The organism is Pseudomonas sp. NBRC 100443, assembly GCF_030268185.1.
GTDB lineage: Bacteria > Pseudomonadota > Gammaproteobacteria > Pseudomonadales > Pseudomonadaceae > Pseudomonas > Pseudomonas citronellolis.
This window is the reverse complement of the sequence record NZ_BSQE01000031.1, coordinates 24,963-39,663: the sequence shown is the minus strand read 5'-3', so window position 1 is coordinate 39,663 and position 14,701 is coordinate 24,963. Positions and strand designations below refer to the sequence as shown.

At 63.7% G+C, this 14,701-nt stretch carries 10 protein-coding genes and 3 tRNA genes; 11 read left to right on the top strand and 2 right to left on the bottom strand.

Translation table 11 applies throughout. From position 1 onward, the window contains the following. Positions 1-495, bottom strand: a complete 495-nt coding sequence (locus QSJ95_RS29305; RefSeq protein ID WP_285647147.1) for a peptidylprolyl isomerase — start codon at positions 493-495, stop codon at positions 1-3. Positions 496-618: 123 nt separating this feature from the next. Between QSJ95_RS29305 and QSJ95_RS29300 the strand changes: the two genes are divergently transcribed. Both QSJ95_RS29300 and cysS read left to right on the top strand, forming a co-directional pair. Beyond that, positions 619-2,301 (top strand): glutamine--tRNA ligase/YqeY domain fusion protein, encoded by a 1,683-nt coding sequence (locus QSJ95_RS29300; protein WP_064582585.1) that lies wholly within the window; start codon positions 619-621, stop codon positions 2,299-2,301. Next, on the top strand, positions 2,302-3,687 hold the full coding sequence (gene cysS / locus QSJ95_RS29295; RefSeq protein WP_285647143.1) for a cysteine--tRNA ligase: 1,386 nt from the start codon (positions 2,302-2,304) through the stop codon (positions 3,685-3,687). Positions 3,688-4,292: 605 nt separating this feature from the next. On the opposite strand, the gene folD is transcribed toward cysS, so the two are convergent. Beyond that, positions 4,293-5,147, bottom strand: a complete 855-nt coding sequence (gene folD, locus QSJ95_RS29290) for a bifunctional methylenetetrahydrofolate dehydrogenase/methenyltetrahydrofolate cyclohydrolase FolD (protein WP_285647142.1) — start codon at positions 5,145-5,147, stop codon at positions 4,293-4,295. A gap of 264 nt (positions 5,148-5,411) precedes the next feature. Between folD and QSJ95_RS29285 the strand changes: the two genes are divergently transcribed. From QSJ95_RS29285 to QSJ95_RS29245, 9 genes are all read left to right on the top strand, one after another. After that, positions 5,412-5,488, top strand: a tRNA-Arg gene (locus QSJ95_RS29285). A gap of 29 nt (positions 5,489-5,517) precedes the next feature. Next, positions 5,518-5,593: transfer RNA gene (locus QSJ95_RS29280), tRNA-His, on the top strand. 52 nt (positions 5,594-5,645) lie between these two features. Then, positions 5,646-5,730 (top strand) — tRNA-Leu (locus tag QSJ95_RS29275). 142 nt (positions 5,731-5,872) lie between these two features. Continuing rightward, positions 5,873-7,183: a trigger factor gene (gene tig / locus QSJ95_RS29270; protein ID WP_009623462.1), complete on the top strand. Its 1,311-nt coding sequence runs from the start codon at positions 5,873-5,875 to the stop codon at positions 7,181-7,183. 91 nt (positions 7,184-7,274) lie between these two features. Beyond that, the gene (gene clpP / locus QSJ95_RS29265; protein ID WP_009623460.1) at positions 7,275-7,913 is read left to right on the top strand and encodes an ATP-dependent Clp endopeptidase proteolytic subunit ClpP; all 639 of its coding nucleotides are present in this window, start codon (positions 7,275-7,277) and stop codon (positions 7,911-7,913) included. A gap of 107 nt (positions 7,914-8,020) precedes the next feature. Beyond that, positions 8,021-9,301, top strand: coding sequence for an ATP-dependent Clp protease ATP-binding subunit ClpX (gene clpX, locus QSJ95_RS29260; protein ID WP_009623458.1), 1,281 nt, complete (start codon positions 8,021-8,023; stop codon positions 9,299-9,301). A 134-nt stretch (positions 9,302-9,435) separates the two neighbouring features. Continuing rightward, a complete protein-coding gene (gene lon / locus QSJ95_RS29255; RefSeq protein WP_009623456.1) occupies positions 9,436-11,832 on the top strand; it encodes an endopeptidase La in 2,397 nt (798 codons plus the stop codon). Positions 11,833-11,968: 136 nt separating this feature from the next. Further along, a complete protein-coding gene (gene hupB, locus QSJ95_RS29250) occupies positions 11,969-12,241 on the top strand; it encodes a nucleoid-associated protein HU-beta (protein ID WP_003087931.1) in 273 nt (90 codons plus the stop codon). 229 nt (positions 12,242-12,470) lie between these two features. Next, entirely contained in the window at positions 12,471-14,348 is a 1,878-nt protein-coding gene (locus QSJ95_RS29245) for a SurA N-terminal domain-containing protein (RefSeq protein WP_285647137.1), read from the top strand. Positions 14,349-14,701: the final 353 nt, after the last annotated feature.

The following is a 14,701-nucleotide window of genomic DNA, read 5'->3' as shown; positions in this document are numbered from 1 at the left end:
TCACTCGACGATCTCGGCCTTCTCGATGATCACGTCTTCGCTCGGCACGTCCTGGTGGCCGGCGCGCATGGTGGTGGCCACGCCCTTGATCCTGTTGACCACGTCCATGCCGTCCACTACCTGGCCGAACACGCAGTAGCCCCAGCCCTGCACGGTCGGTGCGCTGTGGTTGAGGAAGTCGTTGTCGGCGACGTTGATGAAGAACTGCGCGCTGGCCGAGTGCGGCTCCATGGTGCGGGCCATGGCCACGGTGCCGACCTTGTTGCCGACGCCGTTGTTGGCCTCGTTCTTGATCGGGGCGCGGGTGCTCTTCTGCTTCATGCCCGGCTCGAAACCGCCGCCCTGGATCATGAAGTTGTTGATCACGCGGTGGAAGATGGTGTTGTCGTAATGACCGCTCTTCACGTACTCCTTGAAGTTGGCCACGGTCTCCGGGGCTTTGTCTTCGAAGAGTTCCAGGGTGATGACGCCATGGTTGGTGTGCAGCTTGATCATGAGGGGATTCCACTCTGTCGGGAAAATCGAAGGCCTGTCAGGGGGTTGACAGCTTCGGCTATGATAAGCGCTTTGGTTTGGCCGGCCTACCCTGGCCGAACGTCAGTAACGATCAAGGACACCATGAGCAAGCCCACCGCCGATTCGAAAGAAGCCACTGTCGCCGCCAACTTCCTGCGCCCCATCGTCCAGGCAGACCTGGACAGCGGCAAGCACCAGAAGATCGTCACCCGCTTCCCGCCGGAGCCCAATGGCTACCTGCACATCGGCCACGCCAAGTCGATCTGCCTGAACTTCGGCCTGGCCCGTGACTTCGGCGGCGACTGCCACCTGCGCTTCGACGACACCAACCCGGCGAAGGAAGACCAGGAATACATCGACGCCATCGAGGCCGACGTGAAGTGGCTGGGCTTCCAGTGGGCCGGCCCGGTGCGCTTCGCCTCCGACTATTTCGACCAGTTGCACGCCTGGGCGGTGGACCTGATCAAGGCCGGCAAGGCTTTCGTCTGCGACCTCAATGCCGAGGAAATGCGCCAATACCGCGGCAGCCTGACCGAGCCGGGCAGGAACAGCCCGTTCCGCGAGCGCTCGGTGGAAGAGAACCTCGACCTGTTCGCGCGGATGAAGGCCGGCGAGTTCCCCGACGGCGCCAAGTCGCTGCGGGCGAAGATCGACATGGCCTCGCCGAACATCAACCTGCGCGACCCGATCCTCTACCGCATCCGCCACGCCCACCACCACCAGACCGGCGACAAGTGGTGCATCTACCCCAGCTACGACTTCACCCACGGCCAGTCGGACGCCATCGAGGGCATCACCCACTCCATCTGCACCCTGGAGTTCGAGGACCATCGCCCGCTGTACGAGTGGTTCCTGGCCAACCTGCCGGTGCCGGCGCAGCCGCGCCAGTACGAGTTCGCCCGGCTGAACCTGAACTACACCATCACCAGCAAGCGCAAGCTCAAGCAACTGGTCGACGAAGGCCACGTGGACGGCTGGGACGACCCGCGCATGTCGACCCTCTCCGGCTACCGCCGCCGCGGCTACACCCCGGCCTCGATTCGCAACTTCTGCGACATGATCGGCGTCAACCGCGCCGGTGGCGTGGTCGACATCGGCATGTTGGAGTTCGCCATCCGCGACGACCTGGACGCCAACGCCGCGCGCGCCATGTGCGTGCTCAAGCCGCTGAAGGTGGTCATCACCAACTACCCGGAAGGCCAGGTCGAGAACCTCGAGCTGCCGCGCCATCCGAAGCAGGACATGGGCGTGCGCGTGCTGCCGTTCAGCCGCGAGATCTACATCGACGCCGGCGACTTCGAGGAAGTCCCGCCGGCCGGCTACAAGCGCCTGGTCCCCGGTGGCGAAGTGCGCCTGCGCGGCAGCTACGTGATCCGCGCCGACGAAGCCATCAAGGACGCCGCCGGCAACATCGTCGAACTGCGCTGCAGCTACGACGAGAACACCCTGGGCAAGAACCCGGAAGGCCGCAAGGTCAAGGGCGTGATCCACTGGGTGCCGGCCGCCGAGAGCGTCGAGTGCGAAGTGCGCCTGTACGACCGCCTGTTCCGCTCGGCCAACCCGGAAAAGTCCGAAGAGGGCGGCAGCTTCCTCGACAACATCAACCCCGACTCCCTGGTGGTGCTCAAGGGTTGCCGCGCCGAGCCGTCGCTGGCCAGCGCCGGCGCCGAGGACCGTTTCCAGTTCGAGCGCGAAGGCTACTTCTGCGCCGACAGCAAGGATTCCAAGGCTGGCGCCCTGGTCTTCAACCGCACCGTGACCCTGCGCGATTCCTGGGGGCAGTAAATGGCGCTTTCCCTCTACAACACCCTGAGCAAGGCCAAGGAGCCGTTCCAGCCGCTGGTCGGCAACCAGGTGCGCATGTACGTGTGCGGCATGACCGTGTACGACTTCTGCCACATCGGCCACGCCCGCGTCATGGTCGCCTTCGACGTCATCGCCCGCTGGCTGCGCCAGCGCGGCTATGAGCTGACCTACGTGCGCAACATCACCGACATCGACGACAAGATCATCCGTCGCGCCCAGGAGAACGGCGAGCCCTTCGACGCCCTGACCGAACGCATGATCGCCGCGATGCACGAGGACGAGGCGCGCCTGTCGGTGTTGCGCCCGGACATCGAGCCGCGCGCCACCGGCCACATCGCCGGCATGCACGCGATGATCCAGACGCTGATCGATAAGGGCTTCGCCTATGCCCCGGGCAACGGCGACGTCTACTACCGCGTCGGCAAGTTCGTCGGCTACGGCAAGCTGTCGCGCAAGAAGATCGAAGACCTGCGCATCGGCGCGCGCATCGAGGTCGACGAATCCAAGGAAGACCCGCTGGACTTCGTGCTGTGGAAGGCGGCCAAGCCGGGCGAGCCGAGCTGGGAATCGCCCTGGGGCGCCGGGCGCCCGGGCTGGCACATCGAGTGCTCGGTGATGTCCACCTGCTGCCTGGGCGAGACCTTCGACATCCACGGCGGCGGCCCGGACCTGGTGTTCCCGCACCACGAGAACGAGATCGCCCAGAGCGAGGCGGCCACCGGCAAGCCCTACGCGGCCACCTGGATGCACGCCGGCGCGGTGCGCGTGGACGGCGAGAAGATGTCCAAGTCCCTGGGCAACTTCTTCACCATCCGCGAGGTGCTGGAGAAGTACCACCCCGAGGTGGTGCGCTTCCTGCTGGTGTCCAGCCACTACCGCAGCCCGATCAACTACTCCGAGGACAACCTCAAGGAAGCCAAGGGCGCGCTGGAGCGCTTCTACACCGCGCTGCGCGGCCTGCCCGAGGTCGAGGCGAGCGGTGGCGAAGCCTTCGCCGAGCGTTTCGCCGCGGCCATGGACGATGACTTCAATACCCCTGAAGCCGTCGCCGTGCTGTTCGAGATGGCCCGCGAAGTGAACCGCCTGCGCGAGGCCGACCTGCAGGTCGCAGCGGCCTTGGCGGCGAAGCTTCGCGAGCTGGCCGGCCTGCTCGGCGTACTGCAACTGGAGCCGGATGCCTTCCTCCAGGCCGGCGCCGCCGGCAAGGTCGACGCCGCCCAGGTGGAAGCGCTGATCCAGGCCCGCCTGGAAGCCCGCGCGGCGAAGAACTGGGCTGAGTCGGACCGCATCCGCGACGAGCTGACCGCCATGGGCGTGGTTCTCGAAGACGGCAAGGGCGGCACCACCTGGCGTTTGGCCGAGTGATCCACCGCTGAAAGGAAAGAAGGCCGCCGATGCGGCCTTTTTTTCTGCCGATTGCGCCGAGGTGCTCTTCGTAGGATGGGTTGAGCTTGCGATACCCATGCTGCCGTGGTGATGGGTATCGCTTCGCTCAACGCCATCCTACGAAAAGCCATGCTTCCTGGAGCCGTAGGAGCAACTGTCTTGCCGACTGCACCGAAGCGCTTTTCGTAGGATGGGTTGAGCCTTGGCGAAACCCATGCTGCCGTGGTGATGGGTATCGCTTCGCTCAACGCCATCCTACGAAAAGCCGTGCTTCCTGGAACCGTAGGAGCAATTGTCTTGCCGGTTGCACCGAAGCGCTTTTCGTAGGATGGGTTGAGCCTTGGCGAAACCCATGCGGTCACGGCGATGGGTATCGCTTCGCTCGACCCATCCTGCGGGGCTGCAACGTAGCGGACCTTGTCCGCGATAGCCGGGCGTTCCGGCGCGATTCGCGGATGAGATCCGCTGCCCCACCGCTCCATTCCTATGTAGGAGCGCGCCCTGCGCGCGAATCGCAGGCAGGGCCTGGGCGCGCCATGAAAAAAAGGCCGCAGATGCGGCCTTTTTTTGCTGGAGCAAGGCTGTTACGCGTGCAGCTCTTCCGCAGCGTACAGGGTGTTCTCCAGCAGGCAGGCGCGGGTCATCGGGCCTACGCCGCCCGGCACCGGGGTGATCCAGCTGGCGCGCTCGGCCGCCACTTCATATTCCACGTCGCCCACCAGCCGGCCGTCGGCCTGGCGGTTGATGCCCACGTCGATGACGATGGCGCCTTCCTTGATCCACTCGCCCTTGACCAGGCCCGGCTTGCCGGCAGCCACCACCACCAGGTCGGCGCGGCGCACGTGGTCGGCCAGGTCGCGGGTGAAGCGGTGGGTGACGGTCACGGTGCAGCCGGCCAGCAGCAGCTCCAGGGCCATGGGGCGGCCGACGATGTTGGAGGCGCCCACCACCACCGCGTCCATGCCGTACAGGTCGGCGCCGGTGCTTTGCAGCAGGGTCATGATGCCTTTCGGGGTGCACGGGCGCAGCAGCGGGATGCGCTGGGCCAGGCGGCCGACGTTGAACGGGTGGAAGCCGTCCACGTCCTTGTCCGGGTTGATGCGCTCCAGCAGCTGCGAGGCGTCGAGGTGGGCGGGCAGGGGCAGCTGGACCAGGATGCCGTCGATCGCCGGGTCGGCGTTGAGGCGGTCGATCAAGCCCAGCAGTTCTTCCTGGGTGGTGCTTTCCGGCAGGTCGTAGGCCTGGGACAGGAAGCCTACTTCCTCGCAGTCCTTGCGCTTGTGCGCGACGTAGACTTGGGAAGCCGGATCGCTGCCGACCAGGATCACCGCCAGGCCGGGAATGCGCAGCCCCTGCTGGCGGCGCTCGGCGACGCGTTGGGCTATCTGCTGGCGGAGGCTGGCGGCGATCGCTTTGCCGTCGATCAGTTGTGCGGTCATGTCGGAGGAGCAACCATAGAGACGGGGAAAAAAGGACGCGCATTTTCGCACGCCGTCCACATAAGGCAAAGGCGGGCCGTCCCCGATTTGCCGTAACTCCTTTATCTCTTTGAAATTTTTTTGAAAAAACCGTTGACGAGGGTAGGGCTCGCCGCTAACATGCGCCCCGCTTGCCGAGCACAGCCTGAAGCAAGAAAGCCAAGGCAGTGCAAACCGGTTCAGTGGTTTCCACTGATCTGCTTAGCAAGGGTTGCAGCCACTAAAGCGCCCGTAGCTCAGCTGGATAGAGCATCCGCCTTCTAAGCGGATGGTCGCAGGTTCGAGTCCTGCCGGGTGCGCCATACTGGCGTTCGGTGAAGCATGTAATATGGTGGGCGTAGCTCAGTTGGTAGAGCACAGGATTGTGGCTCCTGGTGTCGTGGGTTCGATTCCCATCGTCCACCCCATATTCCGAAGCGCCAGGCCCCGAGCCTGGCGTTTTCGTTTCTGCGGTTCCCTGCGGACGTGGTGAAATTGGTAGACACGCCGGATTTAGGTTCCGGTGGCGCAAGCTGTGAGAGTTCGAGTCTCTCCGTCCGCACCATTCTTTTCCAGAAGCTCTCGCAGCCCGAGTATTTCCGCCGCTTTCAGCCTGGGTGACTTCTGCATTTCTTGTGACTAGAATGCTTGCCCTTGATTCTGGGAGCCGGAAGGACCGGCTTACGTCTGTGCCACGAGGAATATCCATGCAAGTTTCCGTTGAAAGCACCTCCGCTCTTGAGCGCCGCATGACCGTTGGCGTGCCGGCCGAGCGCATCGAGACCGAAGTCAACAAGCGTCTGCAGCAGACCGCTCGTCGCGCCAAGGTTCCCGGCTTCCGTCCCGGCAAGGTGCCGATGAGCGTGATCCGCCAGCGCTACGAAGCCGCCGCTCGTCAGGAAGCCCTCGGTGACCTGATCCAGGAAACCTTCTACGAAGCCGTGGTCGAGCAGAAGCTGAACCCGGCCGGCGCTCCGTCCGTCGAGCCGAAAGTGTTCGAGAAGGAGAAGGGCCTGGAATACGTGGCCACCTTCGAAGTCTTCCCGGAATTCCAGGTTGCCGGCTTCGACGGCATCGAGGTCGAGCGCCTGCAGGCCGACGTGGCCGACGCCGACGTCGACAACATGCTGGAAATCCTGCGCAAGCAGAACACCCGCTTCGAGGCCGTCGAGCGCGCCGCGCAGAACGACGACCAGGTGAACATCGACTTCGTCGGCAAGATCGACGGCGAAGCCTTCGCCGGCGGTTCGGCCAAGGGCACCCTGCTGGTGCTGGGCTCCGGCCGCATGATCCCGGGCTTCGAAGAAGGCCTGGTCGGCGCCAAGGCCGGTGAAGAGCGCGTGCTCAACCTGAGCTTCCCCGAGGACTACCAGAACCTCGACCTGGCCGGCAAGGCCGCCGAGTTCACCGTCACCGTGAACACTGTCAGCGAGCCCAAGCTGCCGGAACTGACCGAAGAGTTCTTCGCCCTGTTCGGCATCAAGGAAAGCACCCTGGAAGGCTTCCGCGCCGAAGTTCGCAAGAACATGGAGCGCGAACTGCGCCAGGCCATCAAGTCCAAGGTGAAGAACCAGGTGATGGAAGGTCTGGTGGCCGCCAACCCGATCGAAGTGCCCAAGGCCCTGATCGGCAACGAAGTGAACCGTCTGCGCGTGCAGGCCGTCCAGCAGTTCGGCGGCAACATCAAGCCCGAGCAACTGCCGGCCGAGCTGTTCGAAGAGCAGGCCAAGCGCCGCGTGGTCCTGGGTCTGATCGTCGCCGAGCTGGTCAAGCAGCACGAGCTGAAGGCCGACGAAGCCCGCGTTCGCGAGATGATCGAAGAGATGGCTTCGGCCTACCAGGAGCCCGAGCAAGTGGTCGCCTGGTACTACAAGAACGACCAGCAACTGAACGAAGTGCGCTCGGTTGTACTGGAAGAACAAGTTGTAGATACTGTCCTGCAGAAGGCCAAAGTGACCGATAAGCAGGTATCCTACGAAGACGCGGTCAAGCCTGCTGAAGCTCCTGTGGCGGCCTGATCCAACCCTTCGTTTGATCGTCATAAGCCAGCCCTCGGGCTGGCTTATGTCTTTGAGACATATCTATTTCATTAGGGAGTGATCGTCGGACATGCCGAATACCTTCATGCCGCAAGTTCCGAACATCCAGGCCGCCGGTGGCCTTGTGCCGATGGTGGTGGAGCAGTCCGCCCGCGGTGAGCGTTCCTACGACATCTATTCGCGCCTGCTGAAGGAGCGGATCATCTTCCTGGTCGGCCAGGTCGAGGACTACATGGCCAACCTGGTGGTGGCCCAGCTGCTGTTCCTCGAAGCCGAGAACCCGGACAAGGACATCCACCTGTACATCAACTCGCCGGGCGGTTCGGTGACTGCCGGCATGTCCATCTACGACACCATGCAGTTCATCAAGCCGGACGTGTCGACCATCTGCGTCGGCCAGGCCTGCAGCATGGGCGCGCTGCTCCTGGCGGGCGGCGCCGCCGGCAAGCGCTACTGCCTGCCGCACTCGCGGATGATGATCCACCAGCCGCTGGGCGGCTTCCAGGGCCAGGCCTCGGACATCGAGATCCACGCCAAGGAAATCCTCTTCATCAAGGAGCGCCTGAACCAGGTGCTGGCGCACCACACCGGCCAGCCGCTGGACGTCATCGCCCGCGACACCGACCGCGACCGCTTCATGAGCGGCGAGGAAGCGGTGCAATATGGTCTGATCGATCAGGTTTACACTCAGCGCCCCTCGGCCGCCTGAGTCTTTCCGCTCGAACGCGGCCGGGCGACCGGCCGTTTCGCGGGCTTGAAAATGCCCGCATTTGCCTTCATCTTGTGTTTCAAGCCCTATCCGACTGGAACGATCTAATGACTGACACCCGCAACGGCGAGGACAACGGCAAGCTGCTGTATTGCTCCTTCTGCGGCAAGAGCCAGCACGAAGTGCGCAAGTTGATTGCCGGCCCCTCGGTCTTTATCTGCGACGAGTGCGTCGACCTGTGCAACGACATCATCCGCGAGGAGGTGCAGGAAGCACAGGCGGAGAGTAGCGCGCACAAGCTTCCGGCGCCGAAAGAGATCCGTTCCATCCTCGATCAATACGTGATCGGCCAGGAACGTGCCAAGAAAACCCTGGCGGTAGCGGTCTACAACCACTACAAGCGCCTGAATCAGCGCGACCGCAAGGACGACGTCGAGCTGGGCAAGAGCAACATCCTGCTGATCGGGCCGACCGGCTCGGGCAAGACGCTGCTCGCCGAGACCCTCGCGCGCCTGCTGAACGTGCCTTTCACCATCGCCGACGCCACCACCCTGACCGAAGCCGGTTACGTGGGCGAGGACGTCGAGAACATCATCCAGAAGCTGCTGCAGAAGTGCGACTACGACGTAGAGAAGGCCCAGATGGGCATCGTCTACATCGACGAGATCGACAAGATCTCGCGCAAGTCGGACAACCCGTCCATCACCCGTGACGTGTCCGGCGAAGGCGTGCAGCAGGCCCTGCTGAAGCTGATCGAGGGCACCGTCGCCTCGGTTCCGCCCCAGGGCGGCCGCAAGCACCCGCAGCAGGAGTTCCTGCAGGTCGATACCCGCAACATCCTGTTCATCTGCGGTGGCGCGTTCGCCGGCCTGGAAAAGGTCATCCAGAACCGTTCCACCAAGGGCGGCATCGGCTTCAGCGCCGAAGTGCGCAGCCAGGAGATGGGCAAGAAGGTCGGCGAGGCCCTGCGCGAAGTTGAGCCCGAAGACCTGGTCAAGTTCGGCCTGATCCCGGAATTCGTCGGCCGCCTGCCGATCATCGCCACCCTCGACGAGCTCGACGAGGCGGCGCTGATGCAGATCCTCACCGAGCCGAAGAACGCCCTCACCAAGCAGTACGCCCGGCTGTTCGAGATGGAAGGCGTGGACCTGGAGTTCCGCCCGGACGCCCTCAAGGCCGTCGCCCGCAGGGCCCTGGAGCGCAAGACCGGCGCCCGTGGCCTGCGTTCGATCCTCGAAGGCATCCTGCTCGACACCATGTACGAAATCCCCTCGCAGACCGAGGTCAGTAAGGTGGTCATCGACGAGAGCGTCATCGACGGCTCGTCCCAGCCACTGCTGATCTACGAGAACAGCGAGCAGCCTGCCAAGGCTGCGCCTGAGGCATAAAGAAAAGGGGGCCTTCGGGCCCCCTTTTTCCTTCCCGTCTACCGCGCTTGTTTTTTCCCTGGCCTAACCCCATCTTAGGTCCAAGGGGCTAACCCCATCTTTTTTGGCCAAGTGCCGCTGTAGAGCCGAATATCATGAAAACACTCGTCGAGTTGCCCCTGCTTCCCCTGCGTGACGTAGTGGTCTATCCGCACATGGTCATCCCCCTGTTCGTGGGGCGCGAGAAATCCATCGAGGCCCTGGAGGCCGCGATGACCAGCGACAAGCAGATCCTCCTGCTGGCGCAGAAGAACCCCGCCGACGACGACCCGGGCGAAGACGGCCTGTACCGCATGGGCACCGTGGCCACCGTGCTGCAGCTGCTGAAGCTGCCCGACGGCACCGTGAAGGTCCTGGTGGAAGGTGAGCAGCGCGGCCATGTCGAGCGTTTCATCGACGAAGACGCCCATTGCCGCGCCGAAGTGTCGATCATCGACGAGGCGCCGGTCGGCGAGCGCGAGTCCGAGGTCTTCATCCGCAGCCTGCTGAGCCAGTTCGAACAGTACGTGCAACTGGGCAAGAAGGTCCCGGCCGAAGTGCTGTCGTCGCTGAACAGCATCGACGAGCCGGGCCGCCTGGTCGACACCATGGCCGCGCACATGGCCCTGAAGATCGAGCAGAAGCAGGAAATCCTCGAAATCACCGAGCTGGCCGCCCGCGTCGAGCACGTGCTGGCCATGCTGGATGCCGAGATCGACCTGCTGCAGGTCGAGAAGCGCATCCGCGGCCGCGTGAAGAAGCAGATGGAGCGCAGCCAGCGCGAGTACTACCTGAACGAGCAGATGAAGGCCATCCAGAAGGAACTGGGCGACATCGACGAGGGCCACAACGAGGTCGAGGAGCTGAAGAAGCGCATCGACGCCGCCGGCCTGACCAAGGAAGCGCTGGCCAAGGCCAACGCCGAGCTGAACAAGCTCAAGCAGATGTCGCCGATGTCCGCCGAGGCCACCGTGGTGCGCTCGTACATCGACTGGCTGGTGAACGTGCCGTGGAAGGCCGAGAGCAAGGTGCGCCACGACCTGGACAAGGCCGAGGACATTCTCGACACCGACCACTACGGTCTGGAAGAGGTCAAGGAACGCATCCTCGAATACCTCGCCGTGCAGAAGCGTGTGAAGAAGGTCAAGGGCCCGGTGCTCTGCCTGGTCGGCCCGCCCGGCGTGGGCAAGACCTCGCTGGCCGAGTCCATCGCCCGCGCCACCAACCGCAAGTTCGTGCGCATGGCCCTGGGCGGCGTGCGTGACGAGGCCGAGATCCGCGGCCACCGCCGCACCTACATCGGCTCCATGCCCGGCCGTCTGATCCAGAAGATGACCAAGGTGGGCGTGCGCAACCCGCTGTTCCTGCTCGACGAGATCGACAAGATGGGCAGCGACATGCGCGGCGACCCGGCCTCGGCGCTGCTGGAGGTGCTGGACCCGGAGCAGAACCACAACTTCAACGACCACTACCTGGAAGTCGACTACGACCTCTCGGACGTGATGTTCCTCTGCACCGCCAACTCCATGAACATCCCGGCGCCGCTGCTGGACCGCATGGAAGTCATCCGCCTGCCGGGCTACACCGAGGACGAGAAGGTCAACATCGCCTCGAAATATCTTGTACCGAAGCAGACTGCGGCCAATGGTCTCAAGAAGGGCGAGCTGACCTTCGACGAAGCGGCCATCCGCGACATCATCCGCTACTACACCCGCGAGGCGGGCGTGCGCAGCCTGGAGCGGCAGATCGCCAAGGTCTGCCGCAAGGCGGTGAAGGAGGGGGCCAGGGCCAAGCGCATCGAGGCCAAGGTCACCACCGAGACCCTCGAGAACTACCTGGGCGTGCGCAAGTTCCGCTATGGCCTTGCCGAGCAGCAGGACCAGATCGGCCAGGTCACCGGGCTGGCCTGGACCCAGGTGGGCGGCGAACTACTGACCATCGAGTCGGCCATCGTCCCCGGCAAGGGCGCGCTGACCAAGACCGGTTCGCTGGGCGACGTGATGGCGGAGTCCATCACCGCTGCGCTGACCGTCGTGCGTAGTCGTGCGAAAAGTCTGGGAATTCCGGCGGACTTCCACGAAAAACACGATATCCATATCCACGTCCCGGAAGGCGCCACGCCCAAGGACGGCCCCAGCGCCGGCATCGGCATGTGCACCGCGCTGGTCTCGGCGATCACCCAGATCCCGGTGCGCGCGGACGTCGCCATGACCGGCGAGATCACCCTGCGCGGCCAGGTGCTGGCCATCGGCGGGCTCAAGGAAAAACTTCTGGCGGCCCACCGCGGGGGAATCAAAACCGTGATCATCCCCGAAGAAAATGTCCGTGATCTCAAGGAAATTCCGGATAACATTAAGGCAGATCTCGTTATTAAACCGGTTAAATGGATTGACGAGGTCCTGCAAATTGCGCTGCAATACACGCCGGAGCCCTTGCCCGATGCGGCTCCCGAGATGGTTGCAAAGGATGAAAAACGCGAGTCTGATTCCAAGGAGCGAATCAGCACGCATTAGCCGGGGGGCTTTCTTGACACTGTTTTTGGGCCCTTGTTATAAAGCGGCACTTGCTTTGTCAGTTGGCAAACCAGCACCTGCTTTTGCTTACACCTAACACATAGAAACATACTCAACAGAAATAAGGGGACTTAGAGTGAACAAGTCGGAACTGATCGATGCAATTGCCGCATCTGCTGATATCCCGAAAGCTGTTGCCGGTCGCGCTCTGGACGCGGTAATCGAGTCCGTCACTGGCGCCCTGAAGGCGGGTGACTCCGTCGTACTGGTTGGCTTCGGCACCTTCGCTGTCAAAGAGCGTGCTGCCCGCACCGGTCGCAACCCGCAAACCGGCAAGCCGATCAAGATCGCTGCCGCTAAGATCCCGGGCTTCAAAGCCGGTAAAGCCCTGAAGGATGCTGTCAACTAAGCGTCTTTCTGGACTTGACCTGTCCGGTCCGACCTAGCGTCGGATCGGCCGCGGAGCGGCGCTCGGGATGGGTTACCATCCCGCATCGCCGGGGGTCGCGGGCCTGGCCCGCTAGCTCCGCCAGTTGCGAGAAGGCGCATCCTCGGATGCGCCTTTCTCATATCCGCATATTAAATACCCACGCCTCGCCGCCACTGACGGCAGGTGCGTGGCCGCTTTTGGGGGCCGCATGCTGCAAAACATCAGGGACAATTCCCAGGGCTGGATCGCCAAGACCATCATCGGTGTCATCGTCGTGCTGATGGCGCTGACCGGTTTCGATGCCATCATCCGGGCTACCCATCATGAGAATGTCGCTGCCAAGGTCAATGGCGATGACATCAGCATCCCCGAGCTGCAGCAGGCTCAGGAAATGCAGCGCCGCCAGTTGCAGCAGCGCCTGGGCAAGGACTTCGACGCCTCGACCCTGGACGACAAGCTGCTCAAGGACGCCGCACTCAAGGGCCTGATCGAGCGCAAGCTGCTGCTCCAGGCCGCGCAGAACGACAAGTTCGCCTTCACCCAGCAGCAGGTCGACCAACTGATCCTGCAGACTCCCGAATTCCTGGTCGACGGCAAGTTCAACGCCGACAAGTTCGACCAGGCGCTGCGCCAGAACGGCTACACCCGCATGCAGTTCCGCCAGATGCTCGAGCAGGAAATGCTCATCGGCCAACTGCGCGCCGGCATCGCCGGCTCCGGCTTCGTCACCGACAACGAGCTGCAGGCCTTCGCCCGCCTGGAGAAGCAGACCCGCGACTTCGCCACCCTGACCTTCAAGGCCGATCCGTCCAAGGCCAAGGTCGAGGACGCCGACATCAAGGCCTACTACGATGCCCACAAGGCCGAGTTCATGAGCCCGGACCAGGTGGTGATCGACTACATCGAGCTGAAGAAGTCGTCCTTCTTCAACCAGGTCGTCGCCAAGGACGAGGACCTGCAGGCCCAGTACCAGAAGGAAATCGCCGGTCTCTCCGAGCAGCGCGACGCCGCGCACATTCTCGTCGAGGTCAACGCCAAGCAGACCGATGCCCAGGCCAAGGCCAAGATCGAAGAGATCAAGGCGCGCCTGGCCAAGGGCGAGGACTTCGCCAAGCTGGCCAAGGAGGAATCCAACGACGTCGGCTCCGCCAACAATGGCGGTGACCTGGGCTATGCCGGCCGTGGCGTCTACGACCCGGCCTTCGAGGATGCGCTCTACGGCCTGAAGGCCAAGGGCGATGTGTCCGAGCCGGTGCGTACCCAGTACGGCTGGCACCTGATCAAGCTGCTGGGCGTGCAGGCGCCGGAAGTCCCGAGCTTCGCCAGCCTGAAGCCGAAGCTGGAACAGGACCTGAAGAGCCAACTGGTGGAGCAGCGCTTCGTCGACGCCACCAAGCAGCTGGAAAGCTCTGCCTACGAAGCCTCCGACCTGGCCCAACCGGCCCAGGAACTGGGCCTGAAGGTCGAGACCAGCAAGCCCTTCGGCCGCGAGGGCGGCGAGGGCGTCGCCGCCAACCGCCAGGTCGTCCAGGCTGCCTTCAGCACCGAGGTGCTGGAGGATGGCGCCAACAGTGGCGCCATCGAGCTGGATCCGGACACCGTGGTGGTGCTGCGCGTCAAGGAGCACCACAAGCCGCAGCAGCAGACACTGGAGGAAGTCACCGCTTCCATCCGCGAAGTGCTGCAGCGCCAGCATGCCGCCGATGCCGCCAAGGCACAGGGCGAAGCCCTGCTGGCAGGCCTGCGCGACGGCAAGACGCCGCTGGCCCAGGCCCAGAACGGCCAGACCTGGAAAGTGGTGGAGGCCGCTTCCCGTGGCCAGGACGGCGTCGATCCGCAACTGCTCCAGGAAGTGTTCCGCATGGCGCGTCCGGCCAAGGCCGAGCAACCGACCTTCGCCGGCGTGACCCTGGGCAATGGCGACTACGTGCTGATCCGCCTGAACGGCGTCAGCGAGCCGAGCGCCACCCTGAGCGACCAGGAGAAGGCCATGTATCGCCAGTTCCTCGCCTCGCGCAGCGGCCAGGAAGACTTCGCCGCCTTCCGTCGCCAACTGAGCGACAAGGCCGAGGTCGAGAAATACTGATCCATCGGCTGTGAGAAAAGGCGGAGCAGGGTGACCTGCTCCGCCTTTTTTGTATCCGCCGCATACCGACGCCATCCCCATGGCTGCGGGGCTCATTCGCGAGCAAGCTCGCTCCTACGAGAAGCCGTGCTCGTCTGCAACGTAAGCGGACCTTGTCCGCGATAGCCGGACGTCCCGGTGCGGTTCGTGGATAAGATCCACTCCTACGCTGCCCCACCCGCGCCATTCCCATGTAGGAGCGCGCCCTGCGCGCGAATCGCGGACGGAGTCCGCTCCTACAGGGTGCCGTGAAGCCCGGCATTCCCACCCGTAGGATGGGTTGAGCGAAGCGATACCCATCGCCATGGCCGCAT

Excerpts from the sequence above, each read along its gene's own strand:
- QSJ95_RS29305 (WP_285647147.1), bottom strand. The coding sequence starts at position 495 with ATGATCAAGCTGCACACCAACCATGGCGTCATCACCCTGGAACTCTTC.
- clpP (WP_009623460.1), top strand. The coding sequence starts at position 7,275 with ATGCCGAATACCTTCATGCCGCAAGTTCCGAACATCCAGGCCGCCGGT.
- clpX (WP_009623458.1), top strand. The coding sequence starts at position 8,021 with ATGACTGACACCCGCAACGGCGAGGACAACGGCAAGCTGCTGTATTGC.
- folD (WP_285647142.1), bottom strand. The coding sequence starts at position 5,147 with ATGACCGCACAACTGATCGACGGCAAAGCGATCGCCGCCAGCCTCCGC.
- lon (WP_009623456.1), top strand. The coding sequence starts at position 9,436 with ATGAAAACACTCGTCGAGTTGCCCCTGCTTCCCCTGCGTGACGTAGTG.
- tig (WP_009623462.1), top strand. The coding sequence starts at position 5,873 with ATGCAAGTTTCCGTTGAAAGCACCTCCGCTCTTGAGCGCCGCATGACC.
- QSJ95_RS29245 (WP_285647137.1), top strand. The coding sequence starts at position 12,471 with ATGCTGCAAAACATCAGGGACAATTCCCAGGGCTGGATCGCCAAGACC.
- cysS (WP_285647143.1), top strand. The coding sequence starts at position 2,302 with ATGGCGCTTTCCCTCTACAACACCCTGAGCAAGGCCAAGGAGCCGTTC.
- QSJ95_RS29300 (WP_064582585.1), top strand. The coding sequence starts at position 619 with ATGAGCAAGCCCACCGCCGATTCGAAAGAAGCCACTGTCGCCGCCAAC.